Annotated in this window: 15 protein-coding genes; all 15 read right to left on the bottom strand. The window is 39.6% G+C overall.

Annotated elements, in window-relative coordinates; translation table 11 throughout:
- Positions 1-14: 14 nt before the first annotated feature.
- The 15 genes from ACS5WU_RS07030 to ACS5WU_RS06960 all read right to left on the bottom strand — a co-directional run bounded on the left by ACS5WU_RS07030 (position 15) and on the right by ACS5WU_RS06960 (position 20669).
- On the bottom strand, positions 15-854 hold the full coding sequence (locus tag ACS5WU_RS07030) for a TylF/MycF/NovP-related O-methyltransferase (protein WP_465089052.1): 840 nt from the start codon (positions 852-854) through the stop codon (positions 15-17).
- A 150-nt stretch (positions 855-1004) separates the two neighbouring features.
- On the bottom strand, positions 1005-2705 hold the full coding sequence (locus ACS5WU_RS07025; RefSeq protein ID WP_465089051.1) for a phospho-sugar mutase: 1701 nt from the start codon (positions 2703-2705) through the stop codon (positions 1005-1007).
- Positions 2706-2713: 8 nt separating this feature from the next.
- Positions 2714-4093 carry a glycosyltransferase gene (locus tag ACS5WU_RS07020; RefSeq protein WP_465089050.1) on the bottom strand — a complete coding sequence of 460 codons (1380 nt, stop codon included), beginning with the start codon at positions 4091-4093 and terminating at the stop codon, positions 2714-2716.
- Positions 4094-4100: 7 nt separating this feature from the next.
- Positions 4101-5021: a type I phosphomannose isomerase catalytic subunit gene (locus tag ACS5WU_RS07015; RefSeq protein WP_465089049.1), complete on the bottom strand. Its 921-nt coding sequence runs from the start codon at positions 5019-5021 to the stop codon at positions 4101-4103.
- A 15-nt stretch (positions 5022-5036) separates the two neighbouring features.
- The gene (locus tag ACS5WU_RS07010; RefSeq protein ID WP_465089048.1) at positions 5037-6059 is read right to left on the bottom strand and encodes a mannose-1-phosphate guanylyltransferase; all 1023 of its coding nucleotides are present in this window, start codon (positions 6057-6059) and stop codon (positions 5037-5039) included.
- Positions 6060-6077: 18 nt separating this feature from the next.
- Positions 6078-7298: a glycosyltransferase family 4 protein gene (locus ACS5WU_RS07005; protein ID WP_465089047.1), complete on the bottom strand. Its 1221-nt coding sequence runs from the start codon at positions 7296-7298 to the stop codon at positions 6078-6080.
- Positions 7288-8484 (bottom strand): glycosyltransferase family 4 protein, encoded by a 1197-nt coding sequence (locus ACS5WU_RS07000; protein ID WP_465089046.1) that lies wholly within the window; start codon positions 8482-8484, stop codon positions 7288-7290. The genes ACS5WU_RS07005 and ACS5WU_RS07000 overlap by 11 nt, the downstream gene beginning before the upstream one ends.
- Before the next feature lie 8 nt (positions 8485-8492).
- A complete protein-coding gene (locus ACS5WU_RS06995; RefSeq protein WP_465089045.1) occupies positions 8493-11138 on the bottom strand; it encodes a glycosyltransferase family 4 protein in 2646 nt (881 codons plus the stop codon).
- 26 nt (positions 11139-11164) lie between these two features.
- Positions 11165-11587, bottom strand: a complete 423-nt coding sequence (locus tag ACS5WU_RS06990; protein ID WP_465089044.1) for a hypothetical protein — start codon at positions 11585-11587, stop codon at positions 11165-11167.
- Positions 11588-11607: 20 nt separating this feature from the next.
- Entirely contained in the window at positions 11608-13080 is a 1473-nt protein-coding gene (locus ACS5WU_RS06985) for an ABC transporter ATP-binding protein (protein ID WP_465089043.1), read from the bottom strand.
- A gap of 10 nt (positions 13081-13090) precedes the next feature.
- Positions 13091-13867: an ABC transporter permease gene (locus ACS5WU_RS06980; protein WP_465089042.1), complete on the bottom strand. Its 777-nt coding sequence runs from the start codon at positions 13865-13867 to the stop codon at positions 13091-13093.
- A gap of 25 nt (positions 13868-13892) precedes the next feature.
- Complete coding sequence (locus ACS5WU_RS06975; protein WP_465089041.1) at positions 13893-15284, bottom strand: FkbM family methyltransferase; 1392 nt, start codon at positions 15282-15284, stop codon at positions 13893-13895.
- Positions 15285-15362: 78 nt separating this feature from the next.
- Complete coding sequence (locus ACS5WU_RS06970; RefSeq protein WP_465089040.1) at positions 15363-16274, bottom strand: GDP-mannose 4,6-dehydratase; 912 nt, start codon at positions 16272-16274, stop codon at positions 15363-15365.
- Positions 16274-17290, bottom strand: coding sequence for a GDP-mannose 4,6-dehydratase (gene gmd / locus ACS5WU_RS06965; RefSeq protein ID WP_465089039.1), 1017 nt, complete (start codon positions 17288-17290; stop codon positions 16274-16276). The genes ACS5WU_RS06970 and gmd overlap by 1 nt, the downstream gene beginning before the upstream one ends.
- Positions 17291-17438: 148 nt before the next feature.
- Positions 17439-20669, bottom strand: coding sequence for a GBS Bsp-like repeat-containing protein (locus ACS5WU_RS06960; protein WP_465089038.1), 3231 nt, complete (start codon positions 20667-20669; stop codon positions 17439-17441).
- Positions 20670-20793 lie beyond the last annotated feature (124 nt).

Genomic DNA, 20793 nt, shown 5'->3' with positions numbered 1-20793 from the left:
TCGACTTCCTCTTTCTACTTTAGAATAGATACGCTAATATTGTCGCCTACCGGCATGATAGAAACATTATTATTATCGCAGAACTCGTCTACGGCTTTTTTAATTCCCAGAAAAGTATCAGCAAAATAATCATGGATGCAAATCAATCCGCCTTTTTCGAGACGCGGATAAAAAAATTCCAGCCCCTTTATCGCTGGCAAATAAAGATCACAATCAATACTGACAAAACAAAATGTTTCGCTAAAATCCTGCTCATCAAGAGAATCTGGAAAATATCCTTTTCTTATAACACAATTTTCCGGCGTTTGCATCTTTTCCATAACAAGTTCTATACTTGTATTACCAAAATGTCCTTCACTATGTGACGATAAATTCATCTGTTTTTCATATAGAATATCATCCGTTTCAAATCCCTCAAACGTATCAAACATGTACATTTTTTTATCCGGAAAGACTTTATTTATCTCTTTGGCAAATTCTCCACGATATACCCCTAATTCTGCTACAGCGCCGTCCAGATTTTTATCCTGTGCTATTTTGGAATACTGCTTCAAAAAACGAATACGTGCCTCTGCACTCTGCTTGACATATTGATCCTGAATTGTCTTTTCCTGCACCCCGAGCCCTTTAAGTTGTGTTTTGATTTCAAAAAATCCCGGAAGAGATGCAATTACGATAATATCATAATCCATTTTCATGATCTGCTCAGGAGGAATCACTCGCAATCCTTTACAAAGTGTTCCTTGTTTTGAACTGTCATTGTCTACAAAACAGATACATTCATACTTTTCTTTTAATTGTTCATAAAGTTTTTGTCCTGTAAGACTTGCGCCAAAAATAATTGCTTTTTCCATACATACCTCTTTTGTATCTGCAACAAATTTATACTTTTTCGTTCAGACTAGTTTTAACATAAAACGCCCTAAAAGGCGTTTTTTTTTCGTTTTTTTCGACGAACGAAAAAGTATATCTTCTCTGTCAATATAAATGTGTATCGAAAAGTGTCATCCTTCCAACGTTTTATTGACCGCTTTTTCAACTTCACGATAAATATCACTGGCAGTATCACGATCCGGCGTCCGTAACGAATAATAGATTTTCAACTTTGGTTCTGTCCCGGAAGGTCTGATTGTTATTTTTGATCCTCCTTCCAGCTCAAAACCAAGAACATCAGACGACGGCAAATTTATCGGTGTTTGAATGCTATTTTTATAACATATCCTATTTAAGTAATCATAAGTGCGATTCACTCTTATCCCGGCTATTTCTTCAGGAAAATTCATCCGCAGCTTTCTCATGATTTGATTCATCCGTTCGTTTCCTTGTGCTCCTTCGTAAATTTTACTCTCAAGATGATCAAAATAATAACCATGTTTCTGGTATAATTCATCTAATCGGTCTATCAGTGTCATCCCTTTTGTTTTATAATATGCAGCCATTTCGCAAATCAGCATAGACGCATTTACCGCATCTTTATCCCTGACGTGCGTTCCGGAAAGATAACCATAACTTTCTTCAAAGCCAAACACGTACCGTTCAACTTCTCCTTTTTTTTCTAAAACCCCGATCTGTTCTCCGATAAATTTGAACCCTGTCAATACATTTACGAGCTCTACCCCATACTCGTTTGCAACACTTTGTGCCATTTCCGTCGTTACGATCGTCTTGACCGCCAACGGCTGCCTTGGCAAGCCATCCGTATTGCTACGCATCATACACACGAAATCAAACAGCAACACACCCATTTGGTTGCCGTTAATCAGGATATATTCTCCATTATGCCTTACTGCCGTCCCCACACGGTCGCAATCCGGATCGGTTCCGAGCAATAAATCCGCTCCCGTTTTTTTACATAATGCCACGCCTAATTCAAGCGCTTCCTTTTCTTCCGGGTTTGGATATGGGCAGGTAGTGAAATTCTCATCCGGATTCTCCTGTTCTGGCACAACCGTAATATCATGGACACCAATTTCATTCAAAATTCTCAATACCGGCTTTAGTCCCGCACCATTGAGCGGAGTATAAACGACTTTTAGACATTCGTTCCTATCAAAAACGCTATATTCTTTTACCGCTTTAAAATATGCGTCGATCGTATCCTGTCCAATATAACAAATCATTCCATTGGATATCTGTTCCTTAAAATTGGCTTTCCTGATATCTTCAAATATATCTATTCTGGTAATATATCCTGTGATCTTTTCCGCCACTTCTAGCGTAATCTGGCATCCGTCATTCCCATAAAGCTTATATCCGTTGTATTTTGCCGGATTATGGCTCGCAGTTATCACAACCCCTGCGCTGCAGCCAAGCTGCCGTACGGCAAAGGAAAGCATAGGCGTAGGCATTAACGTATCAAACAAATAGACTTTGATTCCATTTCCCGCAAACACTTCAGCCGCCGTATATGCAAATCTTTTCGAATTCTTACGGCTGTCATATGCAATCGCAACGGAAACGTCATCGAACCTTTCGTTCAAATATTCCGAAATCCCCTGCGTTGCTTTGCGGACCGTATAGATATTCATACGATTCGTGCCTGCACCGATTATCCCCCGAAGTCCGCCTGTACCAAACGCAAGATCCCGATAAAAACGGTCGCTAATTGCCGCCTCATTACCTTGAATACTCTGTAATTCTTCCTTGATTTCATTATCGCATATTTCATATGCAAGCCAGCGTTTATATTCTTCTTTAAAACTCATAAATCTCCTCAGCTTTCAAAAACGTGTCTGAATATTTCTTTCGTTTTTTCATAAGAAAAATACTTTCTCAAGTACTCTGTATATTTTTCCGGACACTCACTTATCATCTTATCATCCTGATAAATTTCTATAATCTGTTGTGCAAACTCTCCTGCCTGATCATATGGGGAAATCACCGTTTCTACGGCCTGCATCCCCTCTATTCCGATCGAGGTCGAAACGATTGGAATCCCCGTCTTCATTGCTTCGAGCGTTTTACCTTTTACCCCAGCGCCAAACCGCAATGGAAGGACACATATTCTGCAACTATGATAATAATTCTCGAGCTGTTCATCTGTCACAAATCCAGTGACTATGATATCGTTTGACGCAAGATTTTTAATCTCTTGTGGAGGATTTGATCCTACAATATAAAACTTAATACCCGGAAGGTGTTTTTTAACAGTCGGCCATATTTCTTCAACAAACCATTTTACTGCATCCACATTCGGTTGATGCAAAAATCCACCTACAAATATCAAGTCGCGCGTTTTTTCTATCTCCCGTTCTGGTTTTTGCAAATCTTTGAAATAATAAAGCGGTATCGTCATCGCATCGATTCCAAATTCTTCTTTGATAATTCGTTTTTCATCTTCGTTAAACATCATTACGACGTCCGACTCATACATTACAACAAATTCCATCGCTTTAAATACATTTGAAGCGTCAAATGTTTCGCTATTCCCGCTTATCTCATATTCACGTTTCTGGCGCAAAAAATGCAAATCATGGCCCATATATACAATTTTTGCGTCGCTCTCTTGTCTCCAAGTGCCGAGAAAATGCTGTGCAACATGGGGCCGATTAAGCAGTAAAACATCTATATATTTCCCATAACGCTTTACCCATTCCTGCCAATGTTTGGCGTAAAACGTCCCCGCGAGGACAACAACTCCTTTGTCCTGCATTTTTTGCGTATAAGGCTGAGGTGCATCAAAATCATTTCCCATAAAAATGACATTATATCCCATATCCAAAAACATTTGAATGTAGCCATAAGTGCACCGCGATCCTGCGTCCTTATCATAGTTTGGAACATATTGATCAATTACAAAAATTGTCTTTTTCCCATTATGGAAAACTGTATCATCAAAATCCGGTAACTGTTCCTCATTCACTTCCGTTTTTAACGACATAGCAGGTCCACCCCGCAGACCTCTAATTTTAGCTAGTGGAGCAGTTATTTTCCATCTTTTGGATTTATAAACTCCAACCAACTCATTATTAATTCGCTGAAATGAAGCCAGTGCGTTTTCCAGTTCTTTCTGTAAATGCTTTGTTTTCTCTTTTTCGAGAAACAATTTTGCTTTTAAGAAACGATTTTCTTGTTTACAGTCCTTCTTTTGCATTGTTCTCCTATACAGTCGTTTTGATCATTTCCGCATTCCCACTCAAATAATATTCACCTAAGTTTGCCGGAACAAAAACGCTTTCTCCTTTTTCAAGCTCTATTGTATCAAAATGGCCGTTCAATTTGCAACCGCCCTCCATACATATAAAGTGGGCGAACGATTTGGTATCTGCTTCTTGGGCTATCGAGTCATTATCTACATGCAATAATTCCACTTGAAACGGGCCGCAATCCAGAGTCTTTGTTAGGGTAATCTTGTTTCCCGTTGAAAATTTTATTACATCTGCCGCCTGATCAATATGGAGCGGTCGCAAATTTCCCCAAGCATCTCTTCTATTATAATCATAAATACGATAAGTGATATTGCAATTTGTGCCAATCTCTGCTACCGTAATATTTTTCCCGATTGCATGCACTGTTCCAGGCTTCACCAAAAAAGCGTCACCTTTTTTTACAGGCACATAATTGAGGACTTCTAATATACTCCCGTCTTTTGCACGCCTGACAAATTCATCTCTGTTTATTTTTTCTTTAAAACCATAATAAAGTGCAGCACCCCTGGCACAATCCATGACATACCAAAGTTCTGTTTTTCCCGTCTGGTTTTCATGTTGATGTGCATACGCATCATCCGGATGTACCTGAATGGAGAGGTTATCTGCCGCATCGATTAGCTTAATTAAAAGCGGAAGCCCCTCCTCCGCATCAATTCCAAGCGCCTGCGGATTCTCCCTCAAATATTTACTTAAAAGCATTCCTTTGTATTCGCCATTTTGGATAATATTTTCTCCATCAGGATGAATCGATAATTCCCAACTTTCGGCAACTGTTTTACAACTGCATTCTTTGTGGTAATTACTTTTAAGCTTCGTACCTCCCCACAAGTACTCTTTAAATACAGGTTCTAGCTTTAACGGATATAACATCTTTTACCTCTTTTGTTATCGATTGAGTTGTTTCGCAATCTTTCCAATTTGTTCGGACATCCCTTTTCTCGCAACTAAAATGGAATTTTCTGTCTCCACCACAACTAAATCCTCAATCCCGACACACACAACCTGTTTTTCACAGTTCACATAACAATTTCTGGATTGTTCCATGATCACATTGCCATCTATTACATTACCATTCTCGTCTTTTTCATTCTCTTCATGCAGGCTTTCGTACCCTCCCACATCGCTCCAGCCAAAATCGGATGGGACACAGAAAGCTTTATTTGTCTTTTCCATGACCGCATAATCAATCGAAATACTTTCAGCCTGTTCAAACGCCTGTTCTACTTGCTTTTCGTCCTCAGGATCTATTTTTGAAAACAAATCGTAAAGTCCTGGTTGATAGGTCCTAAACTCCTCAATCATCGTATCAATGTCGAATACAAAAAGCCCGCTATTCCACATGAAATTACCCGCATTAAGATACTTCTCAGCCAACTCCTGATTGGGTTTTTCGTGAAATGATATCAACTGTTCCACCGTTTCATTCAATCTAAAACGATTGCCTGCTATTTCAATGTAGCCATATCCTGTTTCAGGTCTCGTCGGCTTAATTCCAAATGTAACAATATAGCCACGTCTGGCTTTATCTACCGCTGTTGTCAAGGCTCTATGGAACTCTTCACCATCTCTTATCGTATGGTCTGAAGGCATAACGACCGCAACCCCATTTCCAGACTTCTTTTTAATCAAAAATGCCGCCCAAAGAATACATGGAGCTGTATTTTTAGCTTGCGGCTCAGCCATAATATTAACGGTATCGCCAAATTCTTCCATAACGAGAGGCGTAAATTTTTTTCCGGTTAGAATATATTGCTGCTTCATTGGAACGATATCCAATATACGTTCGCTCGTTTCCATAAGCATACTTTTATCGGAAAGCAGCCTCAAAAATTGTTTTGGCTTTGCTGAACTGCTCAATGGCCAAAGTCGTGTCCCGCTTCCTCCTGCCAAAATAATTGCATTTACCATATTGATTCCCTCAACTTTTTATCTTTTTATTCCAATCTCTAAACACCCTTCTGCTATTTCTTCGATGGCTCTTTGGAGTGTGTCTATAATACCGTCCCAGGAATAATTCCGCATCACATATTGTATCCCATTTTCACCCATCGCAATAGCTGTTTTATGATTCGTTATCATAAAATTAAGTGCTGCTGAAAAGTCTTCTTTTTGATAAAAATACAAACCAGCATTGCTTTTTTCAATGTGATTATGCAGCACATTTGATTTTCCATTCACTAGCACAGGAGTCCCAACACACATTGCCTCCAATGTAGAAATACTCAGGCTTTCATTTTCAGATGGCATTACAAATGCGCTTGCTCCTTCTAAAATTGCAAATTTTTCTTCTTCAGTAACCGTTCCAATCCATGAAATATCTTTATTTACAGGGACCTCAATAAAGCACTCACCTACAAGAATAAGCTTAAGATTTCCCCCTGTTTTTTCCTTATAGTATATAAAGTCTTCTATCAGGCGGTCACAATTTTTTGTTTTATCAATACGCCCCGTATAAACAATGTAGGGACTATCCAGAGCAAACTTCTCTTGTATCAACATTTGAGGCATTTGCATATCCGGTGTATCTATCCCTGCACCCAATACAATACTGTTTACTCTTTTGTTACGAAAAAAGTCCTGCACAAAGCTTTTCTCCTGCTCAGTCAAAAAAGCAATTACACGTGGTATTTGAAATAAATACTGAAAATAATTGCACTTTCTAAGCGGTTCTTCATCATGGGCCGTCGGTATAAAAATCGCTTTATAAGGCACAAGCGGGAGCCCAAACACAGTGGGATAATAATGATAGCCCATAAACAAGAACACATCATACTTTTCACTGTTTTCCCGAATATACCGTATCAATTCCGGACAATAGGGCCCCACTTCACGAAGCCATGTCGCCCCTGTAAGCATATCGTTGTATTCATTGTCATATACATCCTGCGTTAATTCAGTTAAGCGCTCTGTCTGTCGCGGATGTGCCACTTTAAAACGGCGTATTAAAACCCCATCACTAAAAAAAACACCTTCTGGATATACATTTTTCCATGTATTATAGTCTTTTGCACAACTTGTTAGAACTTCAATATCATAGCTGTCCAATAATTTACGAACGTAATTTGCGCAGAGCATTTCTGCGCCTCCAATGATCTCTTCTCCATATCGTTGTACGACAAAACATATTTTTTTTCTATTATGATACATTGACACGTATCCTTTCAATGATATCAATCATTTTTTGGTCAATTACATCCCACGTGTAGTGATTCGTAATATGCCTGACTCCATTTTCTCCCATCCTTCGATTTTCCTCGCGATTTTCTATTAAATATTTAAGGGCAAGCAGAAAGTCTTCCTCTTCATAAAAATAAAGCCCTGCGTTACTTTTATCAATATGTCCTTTCAGTACATCGCAATTTGCATTAACTAAAACCGGAACGCCAAGCGCCATCGCTTCCAAGACAACCAAACTCAAGCTTTCCTGGTGAGAAGCTAATACCAAAGCGCGGGAGTTTTTAATTGCCGCAAATTTTTCTTCCTCGCTAACAAACCCAAGCCATACAATATCCTCTCTATCCGGTATTTTCATAATAGACTTTCCCGCCAATACCAATTTTAGTTCTCCGCCATAGATTTCTTTATATCTTTCAAAGCATCTGAAAAGAAAATCACAGGCTTTCCCCTCTTCAATCCTTCCCACATATACCACATAATCTCCTGTAATATTATTATTTACGAACAAGTCTTTTTGATCATCAAGGTTTGTTTTGTCCGGCAAAGTAATGCCCGAGCCCGTAACAACACAGGGAATATGTGAATTTCCAAATTTGTGGTGCACAAAATCCCTTTCTTCATCCGTAAGGAACATAAAAGCGGCCGGTAGATTGAATTGTGCATTAAACATAGCACATTCATTCAACGGTAGTTCGTCATGTGCTGTAGAAATTAGTATCGCTCTGTCAGCAACGGTCTGCATACAAAAAGTCGTAGAATAATACAAGTATCCCATAAACAAATACACTTCAAAATTGTCCCTGTTTTCAAGCAAATATTGATACATATCGTTACACTGTGGTCCGTTTGATTTCATCCACTCCAGATCATCTTTTCCATCTCTTAATGGATTTCCAAAATAAGCGCCCATTTCGATACAAAATTGTTCAAGATCCCGCTCCTCATCAACATGGAACCTATAAACATGCACCCCATTAATTTCTTCCATACCCTCATTATATTCATTTTTCCAAGTAACATGGTCTATTGCACAACTTGTTAGAACTGTAACATCATAGTACTGCGTCATTCTTTCCGCATACAGCCTGCACAGATATTCTGCGCCTCCATTTACTTCTATTCCATATCGTTGTACAACAAAACAAATTTTTTTCATAGCTACCCTTACCCTATATTCTTGAGAACATCGATACCTTCTGTCTTCAGCTGCTGATATATATCCGACATAATCTTTTCAGAATCCACATTCACATCAATCGCTTCATTATTTTCACCATTTTCGCTGACAGATATCACATTTTCCCTTTCTTCTTCCAAAAGATACCCAAACGTTTCAGACAACAATTTGATTTCATCGTGATTTACTAATTCGCGAAAAGCCAATTCTTCATAAAAAACTTTTTTCAACAATTTTTCCGTAACAACGCCATTTGCTTTATTATAGTATCCATCCTCAATCAATTCTCTGGTTGTATAAGCATCTTTTTTTATTTTTTGTGCACCGTCTTTTAATCTTTTGCGGTACATTTCATCAAATAGCACATCTTTCAATTTTTGCTCTAAATGATAAACCTGGTCATTATACGTTACTCGTTCAACACATTTACCTGCGTATTCATCTGGTACTTTAGAATCTAAAGTAATTACTGCCTGTGCTGTATTAAGCAAATCGAAAAATGCCACTGAGTTTTCTATAAACGACGGATGTGCCATATGAATGCAGGCATCCGCTTGAGCCACGACCTGATGAAAATCTTTGGAGGGTTCTACAAGCTCAATCTCATCATTGTCCAAACCAAGGCTTTTCATTTCTTCACTAGACATACCAGGAATCAAAAGCTGAATAGATATACCGTTCTTTTCTAAATTCTTTACCGCCTTTCGCACAAGAGATAAACCGCCCTTTTTACAGATCGTCCCAATTAACGCCACCGTTTTTGTGCGTCGCTCCAACGGAATCATTTCTGAAAATTCATTTTGCCCTGCATTTTCTCTGTATGAATCATAAGATAATCTTTTCTTCACAGGAAATCCAATATCTTTCTCCAAAAGATTTCTGCGGAACAAATCGTTGCTTACTGCAACAAGCCGAGCTTTTTTACACACAAAACGATTCAGTGCCAGTTCATTGGATATCTTATTTGCCAAAGCCTGGTCGTTCTTCATTTTCAAGCATAAATCTCTAGCATTTGCAACTTCTTCCGCAAGAAGCTTTTCATAGCTCTTCCAATCTTGTTTTTGCAGAATAAAATACTCATATGCGCCGGCATGTAAATTGTAATCATGTAAGTAAACAACGCCTCCGTCTTGGCGAATCACTTCATGCATATACATATTTTCCGGTCTATTTGCCATTTGATATACATGGTAAGAATACTTGTTCAAATATGCAGGATATTCCCCAACCGATATTGCAGTGACACCATAAAAATCAAGGTTAGTCACTTTTTCAGCATCTTCTACAAATAAATCTACAGAATAGTTTTCACAAAGTTCCTTTAATACATTGCGATAGCAGACGCGCAACATCTCGTTTTCTGTATCTATTGGTGCAAAATATGCAACCTTCTTCTTTTTACGCTCTTTTTCTTTCGTTTCCGAGTCCAAGCAACCAACTGCTTTTATGCTATTCAGCGTTCTGTTTGCGGTTTGCTTCCATGTATACTGTCCAACTCTTTTTTTAATATTTGTTTCAAACGCACTAAAATCCGTACTGCATAAAGCCTTTTCAATCCCTGCGGTGATATCGCTTTTGTCAAATGGATCGACAAGCACTGCGGCGTCTTGCGCAACTTCTTTTAAGCTCGAATTGTTTGAGGTCACAACTGGCAAACCGCTTATAAATGCTTCTACCACTGGCAAACCAAATCCTTCATATAGGGACGGAAAAACAAGTATCTTTGCCCCATGATAAAGCATGATTAACTCTTCGTTAGATACATAATCAGTTATAATTACCGAATCCGCAAGATTTTGCGCTGTAATTAAATCCCTGATTTCCCTTAAAAATTGCGCATACATACTTCCTGTAATAACGAGTTGATATTTATTGCGTAATTCTTCCGGAAGATCTGCATATGCGTCGATGGTTGGCATCAAATTTTTTCGATAGTCAGGAGCGGCCGGAAACAAAAGATATTCTTTTGAAATACCAAATTTCTTTTTTAAATCATTTTGCGCTTTTTCACTTTCATCCCTCACGGCAAAACGTTCGTTAACTCCAGAATATATTACTTCTATTTTCTCCGGATCGAAATCCAGATATTTTATGAAGTCATCTTTTACGCTTTGCGAAATAGCCAGTAACTTATCCGCATTTCTCCAGAATTCTATTGTCTGTTCAAAATGTTGCTTTCCCCCTTTGCCCGTAAGATATTCTTTGGAAAAAAGCAAAGGAATCAAATCGTATACTACTACTACCGTTTTTGTCCCTTCAAACCATTCCTTTTTATAGGTACACCATGTATCAAGCGTCGCCATAACGAAAAAAACGTCAATCTGGTTTTCACGGATATATCTTTGATAAAGCGCACAGATAACGTCTTCATATTTTTCTTCGTTTTTATTCATATTCAACGTTTTTTTACTAAGTAAAAACGCATCCTTTCCCATATGAAAATAATCATAAGAAACATTAGTTCCATAGGTAAGTATTTGTTTGATATCCACCGGGGCATACATATTATATAAAAAATAACGATTTTGCCTGTCTTGCTCAAACAATGCGTTGAGCAGTCCGATGCTATAGACTCCCATTCCGCGAAATCGGGATTCGGAAACTACGGGCTGTACATCAACTGCTATATTCATATCATAATCTCCTTGCCAAAATAACTTTACTTATTAAGCTCCCTTAATTCTGCCGCAAACTTCTCATAGCTTTTATTGAGGCGCTCTGATAGTTCCTGATTTGTCTGTTTCTGATTACGATTCAATTCTTTCAACAAATCAGACATTTCAAGCAAAATCGCTGTGAATCGAGAATTCTTTCTGGTCTGCTCATAAAACATTGGAATCAATATCCACGCAACTGATTTTCTAATCGCACGTTTAAAGTTGATTGCCAGCCGTTTAAAAAATTTTTTATCGGAAACAACCGGAGCGTAAAAGTTAAAGCCAATTTCTTCCTCCGCTTCTCCAATCTGCCTATCAATCCTGGCAAAACGGTTGTTTATTCCTCGATCTTCTTCCAGATAATCGTAATTATGCTCAAGAATCTTTTCATATATAATTTTTTGCTCATACCCTTTTGCACTCATGTCGGTATCACCTCATCCTTTTACATTTTTTCCCAATGATGCTGCATTGTAAAAATGCCCGCCGATTTTGTATCCGATATCACATTAAACCTCATATAGTTTCTCAAATAATCCATTGGAGTCCTGCTATAATCTTCCACAAACACTCCAAGCTTGTACTCTCCTCCCACCAATTGCAGGTTATCGATCTTGCATAAAATCTCTCCCTCACCTGACAGATTCAATAGCTCATATCGATCAATCCTTGTGTTCGCTTCGTAACAATAAATGTTATCGATTGTAAATATCTCCAGCCCAAAAACATAGCCGTCTTCCAGTTCATTCACTTTATAACAAATTCTCAGTGTCACAGGCTCTCCTGTCCTCAAGGTTTCTGTATAATTACCATTCCTGTCTAAAAAATTTGCATCTAGGATGATCGTCTTTTTATTGCCAAAACGATCCTTTGATTGCGTAAGTCCTGCGTCTGTTTCCTGACTGATATTTGACTTGCTGTCTTTTTTTCTCCTCATCTGCTGCCTGTATTCGTAAAATTGATCGTCAAGCTCTTCTGCCGGAATATTGATCCATTCTTTTTGTTCAGCGATCATTCTGAATTCTTCTGACTTTTTCACCTGCTCAATTACCGTCTTTAAATCTTTACACATATTGTAGTAACTGTTTACAATTTTTTCATTTTCGGGTGCCCTTCCAAGATAAAACTGATAAACATAACCAACATCATCCATATCAAAATCTTTTCCATTGCTAAAAAGACGTTGCTTTTTATCACTCATGTACTTTTTATAGGCACTGGCAATTACGTATTTATCCCCATCTTTGGCAATGCGTCCATCATTCAACCAAATTGCTCTGTTACAAAAATTTTCTATTGTATTAATATCATGTGTTACAAGAACAATTGTTGTTCCCTTTTCTTTTAATTGTCTTAACTTCTTAAAACATTTGGCTTGGAAATTGCTGTCACCAACAGCCAGAATCTCATCAATCAGCAGCACATCGGCATCCACATTAATCGCCACAGAAAATGCAAGACGCATATACATGCCCGACGAATACGTCCTGACCGGATTATCAATAAATTCATGCAATTCAGAAAAGTCAATAATATCTTGTAACCTTCGATCTGTTTCTTTTTTAGACAAGCCAAAAATAGCGGCATTTGTATAGATATTATCCCGGCCTGAAAGATCCGGATGAAATCCTGCCCCCAGTTCCAAAAGGCTGGACACTCGGCCCTTAACTTCAATGCTCCCGCTTTCAGGATAAAGGATACCTGTCATAAGTTTTAAAAGTGTGCTCTTCCCACAACCATTTTCTCCAATTAGCCCAACTACTTCCCCTTCGTTAATAGAAAGGCTGATATCATCAAGAACCGTACGCTCTTTATAAGCTCTGCGTTTCCTGAATAAAGCCTTTTCCTTAAGTGTAAAAGCGCGATCAGCATATACCTTGAATTTTTTAGTAACATTTTTCAGTGTAATAATTTCCATTAAAAACTCCTCACAGCTCTTCCGCAAATTTCTTTTGCAATTTTTGGAATACAAAATAACCAACTATTACAAATATGACGGCAAATATTACTGCTAAAAAAAGATTGCTGAAATCCGGCATTACTTTATTATATAAGATATCACGATATGATAGAATAATTCCCGTCATTGGATTGATATACATGATCGGAACGATTGCGGCGGGTACCATATCAATTGAGTACAGAATAGGCGTCAGGTACATCCATGCCATTGTAACGATACCCAGTATATGTTCCAAATCCCTAAAATAAACCGTGATTGCAGAAAAAATCAGAACCAATCCCAGAACAAAGAAAAATTCAATTACCATAATAATTGGAAGCACCCATATTGTAGAGGATATTCCTATCCCAGTAATAAGCAGAGCTAAAATTACGATCACAAACGAAAAAAGCATATTCATAAAATTGCTACACACGGTAACAATTGGCAAAACCATCCTTGGAAAATATATTTTTTGAACCAATCCTGAAGACGCAATAATCGAGCGCGAGCCCTCCGTGATCGCCGTAGAACAAAAAAGCCAAGGCACCAACGCAACAAACAAAAACATCGCATAATTATCAATATTTGGATTACGCATTACGATCGAGAATAAAAATGTGTAAATGAGCAGCTGAAACAGCGGATTTATAAATGTCCACAAAAATCCCAGTACCGATCCTTTATATCTTGTTCGGAGGTCTTTTTTTACAAGACTCCATATCATTCCTCTATATGCCCATAGTTCTTTAATTTGTTTCATTTTTTCTCCTAATTATGTCTCTTCTTCAATGAATCCTAAAATCATATTGATGCAACAGTAAATTTGAAGACACTTTGTTAATCAATTTATCTGTAAAAATTTCTTCCAGAGATCCTGTTTCTTCATTAATACATTGAATTCGGAATCCGCTTTCCATTAATTTCTGTAAAAATTCTATTGGTTGGATCCCTGCATGCAATAAATTATCAGGGGTAAATTCTAATATAATCCGCAATTCAGGATTCTTTTCAATAATATCTTTCATGCCTTCCAAGACCAGAGGTTCTGCACCCTCAACATCGATTTTCACGAGATCAATTTTTTCATTTCCTAACAGCGAGTCCATACTGCTCATCGATACTTTTGTGATATTAACCGCTTCTTCGTCCATGTGGTACATAGAATTATGCCCGCATACCTGATATTCCACAAATTCAGTCTCACCGTCTTTGTCTGCTAACGCTTTATGAAAAACAGTAATATTTTTTGCTCCTTCAAATCCATTCAGCGCAAGATTGTGACGCAAAATTTCATAGGTTTTTTTTGTCGGTTCAAATGCATACAATTTTCCTGAATCACCAATTTGTCTTGCCATAAGAATAGACAATATGCCAATATTAGCTCCCACATCCACTACCGTCATCCCCTTTTTCAGGAAAGATTTCAGCCACGCTTCCGTCCCCGGCTCCAAATGATTTCCAAAAGAAAGGCATGCAGCAAGCCGCCAATCATCCGATGGAACCCCTAATATCATTTCATCAGTTTTCACAACAATTACACCGCCAGGCAAAGATGTGAACGTAGTTTTATCCCGAGTGGAGTTAACTTGCCATTCCTGCATATAGTCCAGCTTCTCTTCCTGCCACTGCTGATTATAGATATGGCGTTCTTCCTGCCATGCTTGTACATAATCAAGTTTACCAAGCCCTTGTCGATTGATCGCCTCAATTGATTCCAGTTGACTTTTCTGGGACTCTAATCGGCTATCTAAAATCTCGAGTTTTTCAAGCTTCTTAAGCTCTTTCCCAATATAAAAAGAATCCGCTGCTCTTTCTGCTGCAAGGCTTTCGACCTTCTTCAACCTTATCGGAGCAGTTGCAAGGGCCGTAATATAGTTGATAACAGGCAAACCAGTAATCCGTTTATTCCTTCGATACTGCAAATATGCCTTTTCATATTGTTCGAAATCCTTTATACTTCTTGACACATCCATCTCAGCGGAGCTAAAAAGGATATAAAGTATAGCCCCTCTGGCGACTCCCTTCTTCAGCATTTCCAAAAGCGCTTTTTCTCCATCACCAACCTCCCTGTGAAAAAGCATGGGGATCGCTGCCTCCAAAAAGCATTCATCTTTAAGTTGCATCAATGTTGATAAATCGACACTTTCTTTAAAAGGATCTGCCAATTTTTGTTTCAAGATTCTACGGTTTTCTTTTGAATTTTTTAATTTGCTCCATATTCCCATATATTGCTCAGCTTTCTATATCTTAAATGACTAATTATTTCTCCAATAATCAAGAGTATCTTTCAATGTATCTTCAATTCTAAACTTTGGCACATATCCCGTATCTCTTCTAATTTTCTCAATATCCGCCAAAATCAACGGCGTATCAATCGGTCTCATCTTTTCCGGTTCCTCAATTACATCAATTTTAATTTTTGCCAACGAAACAAGTATTCTCAATATCTCCGCAATCTGATACGATTTTCCGGCACCAATATTATAAATCTCTCCGCACTTCCCGGTTTCCGCCAATAACCGATATCCCCGGACAATATCTCTTACGTCAGAAAAATCCCTCCGTGCATTCAGATTCCCGACACGCAAAACAGGCTCTGCGCCCTTTTCGATTCGTGCAATTTGCGAAGCAAAATCTGGTATTACAAAGCCTTTTTTCTGCCCAGGTCCCGTATGATTAAAAGAACGTGTTAATACGACATCCATTCCATAAGCCGTTTGATAGAGCAAAGCCATTTTTTCCTGCATATATTTTGAGACAGCATATGGAGATTCCGGATGTGGCTCAAATCGTTCGGAAATCGGGCAATCTTCTTTTTTCACTTTTCCATATTCATCCGATGAGCCTATAACAACAATCCGTATTGGTTTATCTGCAATTTTTACTCCATCAAGTAAATTCAATGTGCCTATTACGTTAACATCAACCGTCATCTGCGGATTCTGCCATGAAAGCGCAACGGATGCCTGCCCCGCCAAATGAAAAATATAATCCGGCGCAATATCATTCACCAGATTCTTTGTTGTTTCCTTATTCAGCAAATCAGCAGTTACTGCTCTTCCCTGTAAATCTGTTCCAATTACTTCATAGCCCGCTTGATACAACTCCTGTTCCAGATAAGTCCCAACAAAACCGTTCACTCCGGTTATCAATGCTCGCTGACTCATTATTTCGATTCCCTAACAATTCTAAGATCATTTTCAACCATGCGTCTCACAAGCTCCCGAAACTCTATTTCTCGCTTCCAACCAAGTTCTTCTTCTGCTTTTTCAGGATTTCCTAAGAGCAGTTCTACTTCAGCTGGTCTAAAAAATGCCGGATTCACTTTCACGACCGTCTTCCCATTTGACTTGTTGACCGCATATTCTCCAGCTCCCTCTCCATGCCATTCGAGTGAAATTCCTACCACATCAAAGGCAGCGTCAACAAATTCATGTACTGTCCGAGTTTCTCCCGTTGCAATCACATAATCATCCGGCTTCTCCTGCTGCAACATAAGCCACATCGCTCTCACATAATCTTTTGAGTGCCCCCAGTCTCTTTTTGCCTGCATATTACCAAGTTCAAGACACTCCTGATTCCCCTCGTAAATATTTGCAACAGCATTTGTAATTTTACGTGTTACAAATTCAAGTCCACGTCTCTCGCTTTCATGATTAAAGAGGATTCCGGAACACGCAAAAAGATCAAAGCTTTCCCGATAATTCTTGGTAATCCAATGGCCATATAACTTTGCAACACCATAAGGACTTCTTGGATAAAATGGAGTTTGTTCACTTTGTGGTATTTCCTGCACGAGCCCAAACATTTCAGAGGTAGACGCCTGATAAAACCTAGCCTCCGGTTTTATAATGCGCATTGCTTCCAGTATATTTGTCACTCCTACACCATCAATTTCAGCTGTTGCCAAAGGCTGTTCCCATGAAGTTGCAACAAACGACTGAGCAGCAAGATTATATACCTCATCCGGCATTGCAATCTTCATCGCATTAATAAGCGATACACAGTCTGTCATATCTGCATAGATAAAATGTATTTTTTCTTTCAAATGATCAACGTTTCCATAATCCACAATACTCTTGCGGCGCATGATTCCGTATACTTCATATCCTTTTCCAATCAGCAATTCTGCCAAATAAGAGCCGTCTTGTCCCGTGATCCCCGTAATCAGAGCTTTCTTCATTCTATCCTCCATAGCAATCTATTCTGCTGTTTTATTGCTTTCAGCATATTTGCATATTATTATACTATTCTTTCCTCTTTATTTCAATCGTTTCTAATGAAAAGTGCTCTTGCCAGCAGAGACAAGAGCACTTTTTTAACTTCTATATTTAGTTCATTTTTTCCAAAATCTTTAAGATATTCTGAGCATATCCTTTTGTGCTTGACCATGTTCCCTGCAGTTTTTCCACAGTATCAGCTTTTTTCCTGATATCATCCGACCACTCAGGATCAACAACGCTGTTGATACATTGATTATCCGAAGCATAACATTTCAGATGCTGCACCTGTGCCCGGACTGCAGTTTCAATATTACTGAAACCGTCTTCTGCAAAGCCGCCTACATTATAAGTGTCTTTTTCAAAGAAGTCTGTCTCGATCATCGCCTGTGCAAAAGCAACCTTGGGATCTACACCTTCAATGGATGCCTCATCATAGTAAAGATTTACAAGTTGCTCCAAAGTAATTCCATACTTGGTCGGAAAACCGTCTATATCATATTTCCCGCCTTCCTCGCTTCGATTTCTCAATGAAATCTCGTCACAATAAACTTCAAGCATCTTCTGTTTGTCTGCGGCCGAAGCTTCTTTTATTATACTTCGTCCTGTTTCCACTTCAGGCGAAACAGTTGAGGTTGGACTCGGCTCAGGCGTCGGCTCGGCGCTTGGTTCAGGTGTTGGTTCAACACCGGATTCCGGTATGACGCTTGACTCAGGCATCGGCTCCTGAGTGGGAAGTTCATTTATGGCCGGTGCATCCAGAATATCCATGCCAAAAGTTGCCGTCATCGTAGTCGGGCAAGCCAGAATGCCATTCACATGGCCCATTACTTTTTCCCCATACGCTACGCTTGTCGCCCATCTTAAACTCAATAGCTCGACTGTCGGTGCGCTTCCTCTGGTGACGTAATTCCACCGTGGATCAACAATCTGATCGCCGTATGGAACAGCATCTTTGCATGCGTAACAATACAGATGCTGGATATGGGCCCTGATCCCCTCTTGAACCGTCGCAAAGCTATTTCCGGGATTTCCTCCACCTGTAGCTCCAAGTCCTGCAAAATTAAACTGTCCAACCTTTACATCTCCCGTAAACTTCAGGAAATTCGTTTCGTGGACCATTTGCGCGAACGCCACCTCAGGCTTTATTCCATATCGTTGCGCATCCTGAACATAAAGTTCACAGAACTGGAGCAAATTAATGCCTGTATAATCGTAAGGATAGCTTGCCGCTCCTACTTTCTTCACATAGTAGTTATAGAGCTGCTGGGCCGTCACGGAGGACACCCCCTTAATATCATACTGAGAAGGATCATGATATTGTACATCTACCGCTGTTTTGCCGACACATTCCTTGTTGCCTACTCCATCGTACGCATATACTTCAACATCATAAACACCAAGATAGCTTCCAAACTTTCTCACATCAATGTTCGCACCCCACTTATTGTTTCCAAGGTTGCTTGCCTGAACCCACTGCAACGTTTGTGCCTGTGGCAGATTGCGATACCACACCGCAAACTCGACCTTCGATACGCCTGATGGATCTGTTACATTATATGCCTCCACTGCAAACGTATTTGCAGTTGTCGGCGTTCCGCTGTTGAGCACCGGCCCGCCTGTCGGCCCTTGCGTATCTTTTTGGTATTCCACCGCCGTCTTGCCAATACATTCCTTGTTGCCTACTCCATCGTACGCATACACCTCTACGTCATAAACGCTTGGCACATTCCCAAAACTATTAAGGCTGATATTCGCGCCCCATTTGTTGTTCCCAAGGTTGCCTGCCTGAACCCACTGCAACGTTTGTGCCTGTGGCTTGTACCTATCCCACACCGCAAACTCGACCTTCGATACGCCTGATGGATCTGTTACATTATACGCCTCCACTGCAAACGTATTTACAGTTGTCGGCGTTCCGCTGTTGAGCACCGGCCCGCCTGTCGGCCCTTGCGTATCTTTTGTACTCTGGTATTCTACCGCAGTACGCCCTATATAACCTCTATTCCCCACTCCATCGGTTGCGTATACCTCTACGTCATATATTCCTTCAATATTTCCGAAACTGTCAAGACTTATGTTAGCTCCCCATTTGTTGTTGCCGCAGTCACCCGCTTCAAACCATTGCAAGGTTTCCGCCTGCGGTTTGTCTCTAAACCAAACTGCAAATTGCACTCTGGAAATACCACTTCTATCATCTACCACATTATACGCTTCTACAGCAAATGTATTTATTGCAGTTGGTGACCCACTGTTTAATACTGGCCCTCCTGTTGGTGGCACCTGGTCATTACTATAAGTAACTGCGGTTTTGCCAATACACTCCCTGTTCCCCATAATATCAGACGCATAAACTTCGACATCATAAGTACCTTCAATATTTCCAAAACTTGCAAGACTTATATTTGCTCCCCATTTGTTGTTGCCACAATCGCTCGCTTCAAACCATTGCAAGGTTTCTGCCTGCGGTTTATTCCTATTCCAAACTGCAAACCGGACACTGGCAATTGGACTTTTATCAATCACATTGAATACTTCTACTGCAAACGTATTCACATTTGTTGGTGTTCCGCTGTTCAGTACAGGACCGCCAGTCGGAGCTTCGTTATCATTATACGAAGCAATATAACTATCAACCCCGTCCGCCACTTTAACAGCCATTGCCTGTTGATAGTTACCATCTTTTAGTCGGGTCAGTTCATCCTGGTTGGTAAGGAACCCCGCTTCCAGCGTAATTGAAGGTGCATTATTATACCTCAATACATCAGCCCCCTGATTGACGACAGGTTGACTTCTGTTTCCTTTCGTATATCCTAACGATGCTACAGAATTGTACACTTTCCGTGCGAGATTCTCTGACGCCGCACGCATCCCGCTTGCATTTTGCAACCCATCATATAGAACCATAGTGCCACATGCTGAGTTAAAACTCCCATTGCCAGTTGAGTTGTGATGCACGGAAATAAAAAGATTCGCACGAACAGAATTGGCGGCTTCCGCCCTTCCCTTCAGGCTAATATTAGGCCCTGTCATCAGGTTGGGAATATCCCCTCCTACCGGAAGTGTTGAATAAACCGTATACCCCTTATTTTTTAGCTGAGTAGCAATTTTATATGCCAAAGAAAGACTCAATGTTGATTCCTTCGTTCCGTCCGGCGCGACAGCGCCCGAATCGGTTTTTCCATCTTTGTAGCCATGCCCCGGATCAATCACAATAACAAAATCGCTATTACTCGCCGCCTTTGCAATACTGCCAAGTGGCGTAGCTGGTATCAGCACCGTAACCAACAACATAACCGCCATTACAAATGCAATAGGCGCCCATATTTTTCTTGTTTCCATCTTATCCCCTCTCAAAGAACAGTCCAAACGTTCGTTTCACAAATACTCTCCATAAGTATAAATAATATATATTATATATTACGCATTTGTAAACTTCAATTCATTTTTTGTTAATATTTGAAAG

This window comes from Christensenella sp. KGMB01412, from assembly GCF_055522415.1.
This window is presented reverse-complemented; position numbering and strand designations above follow the sequence as displayed.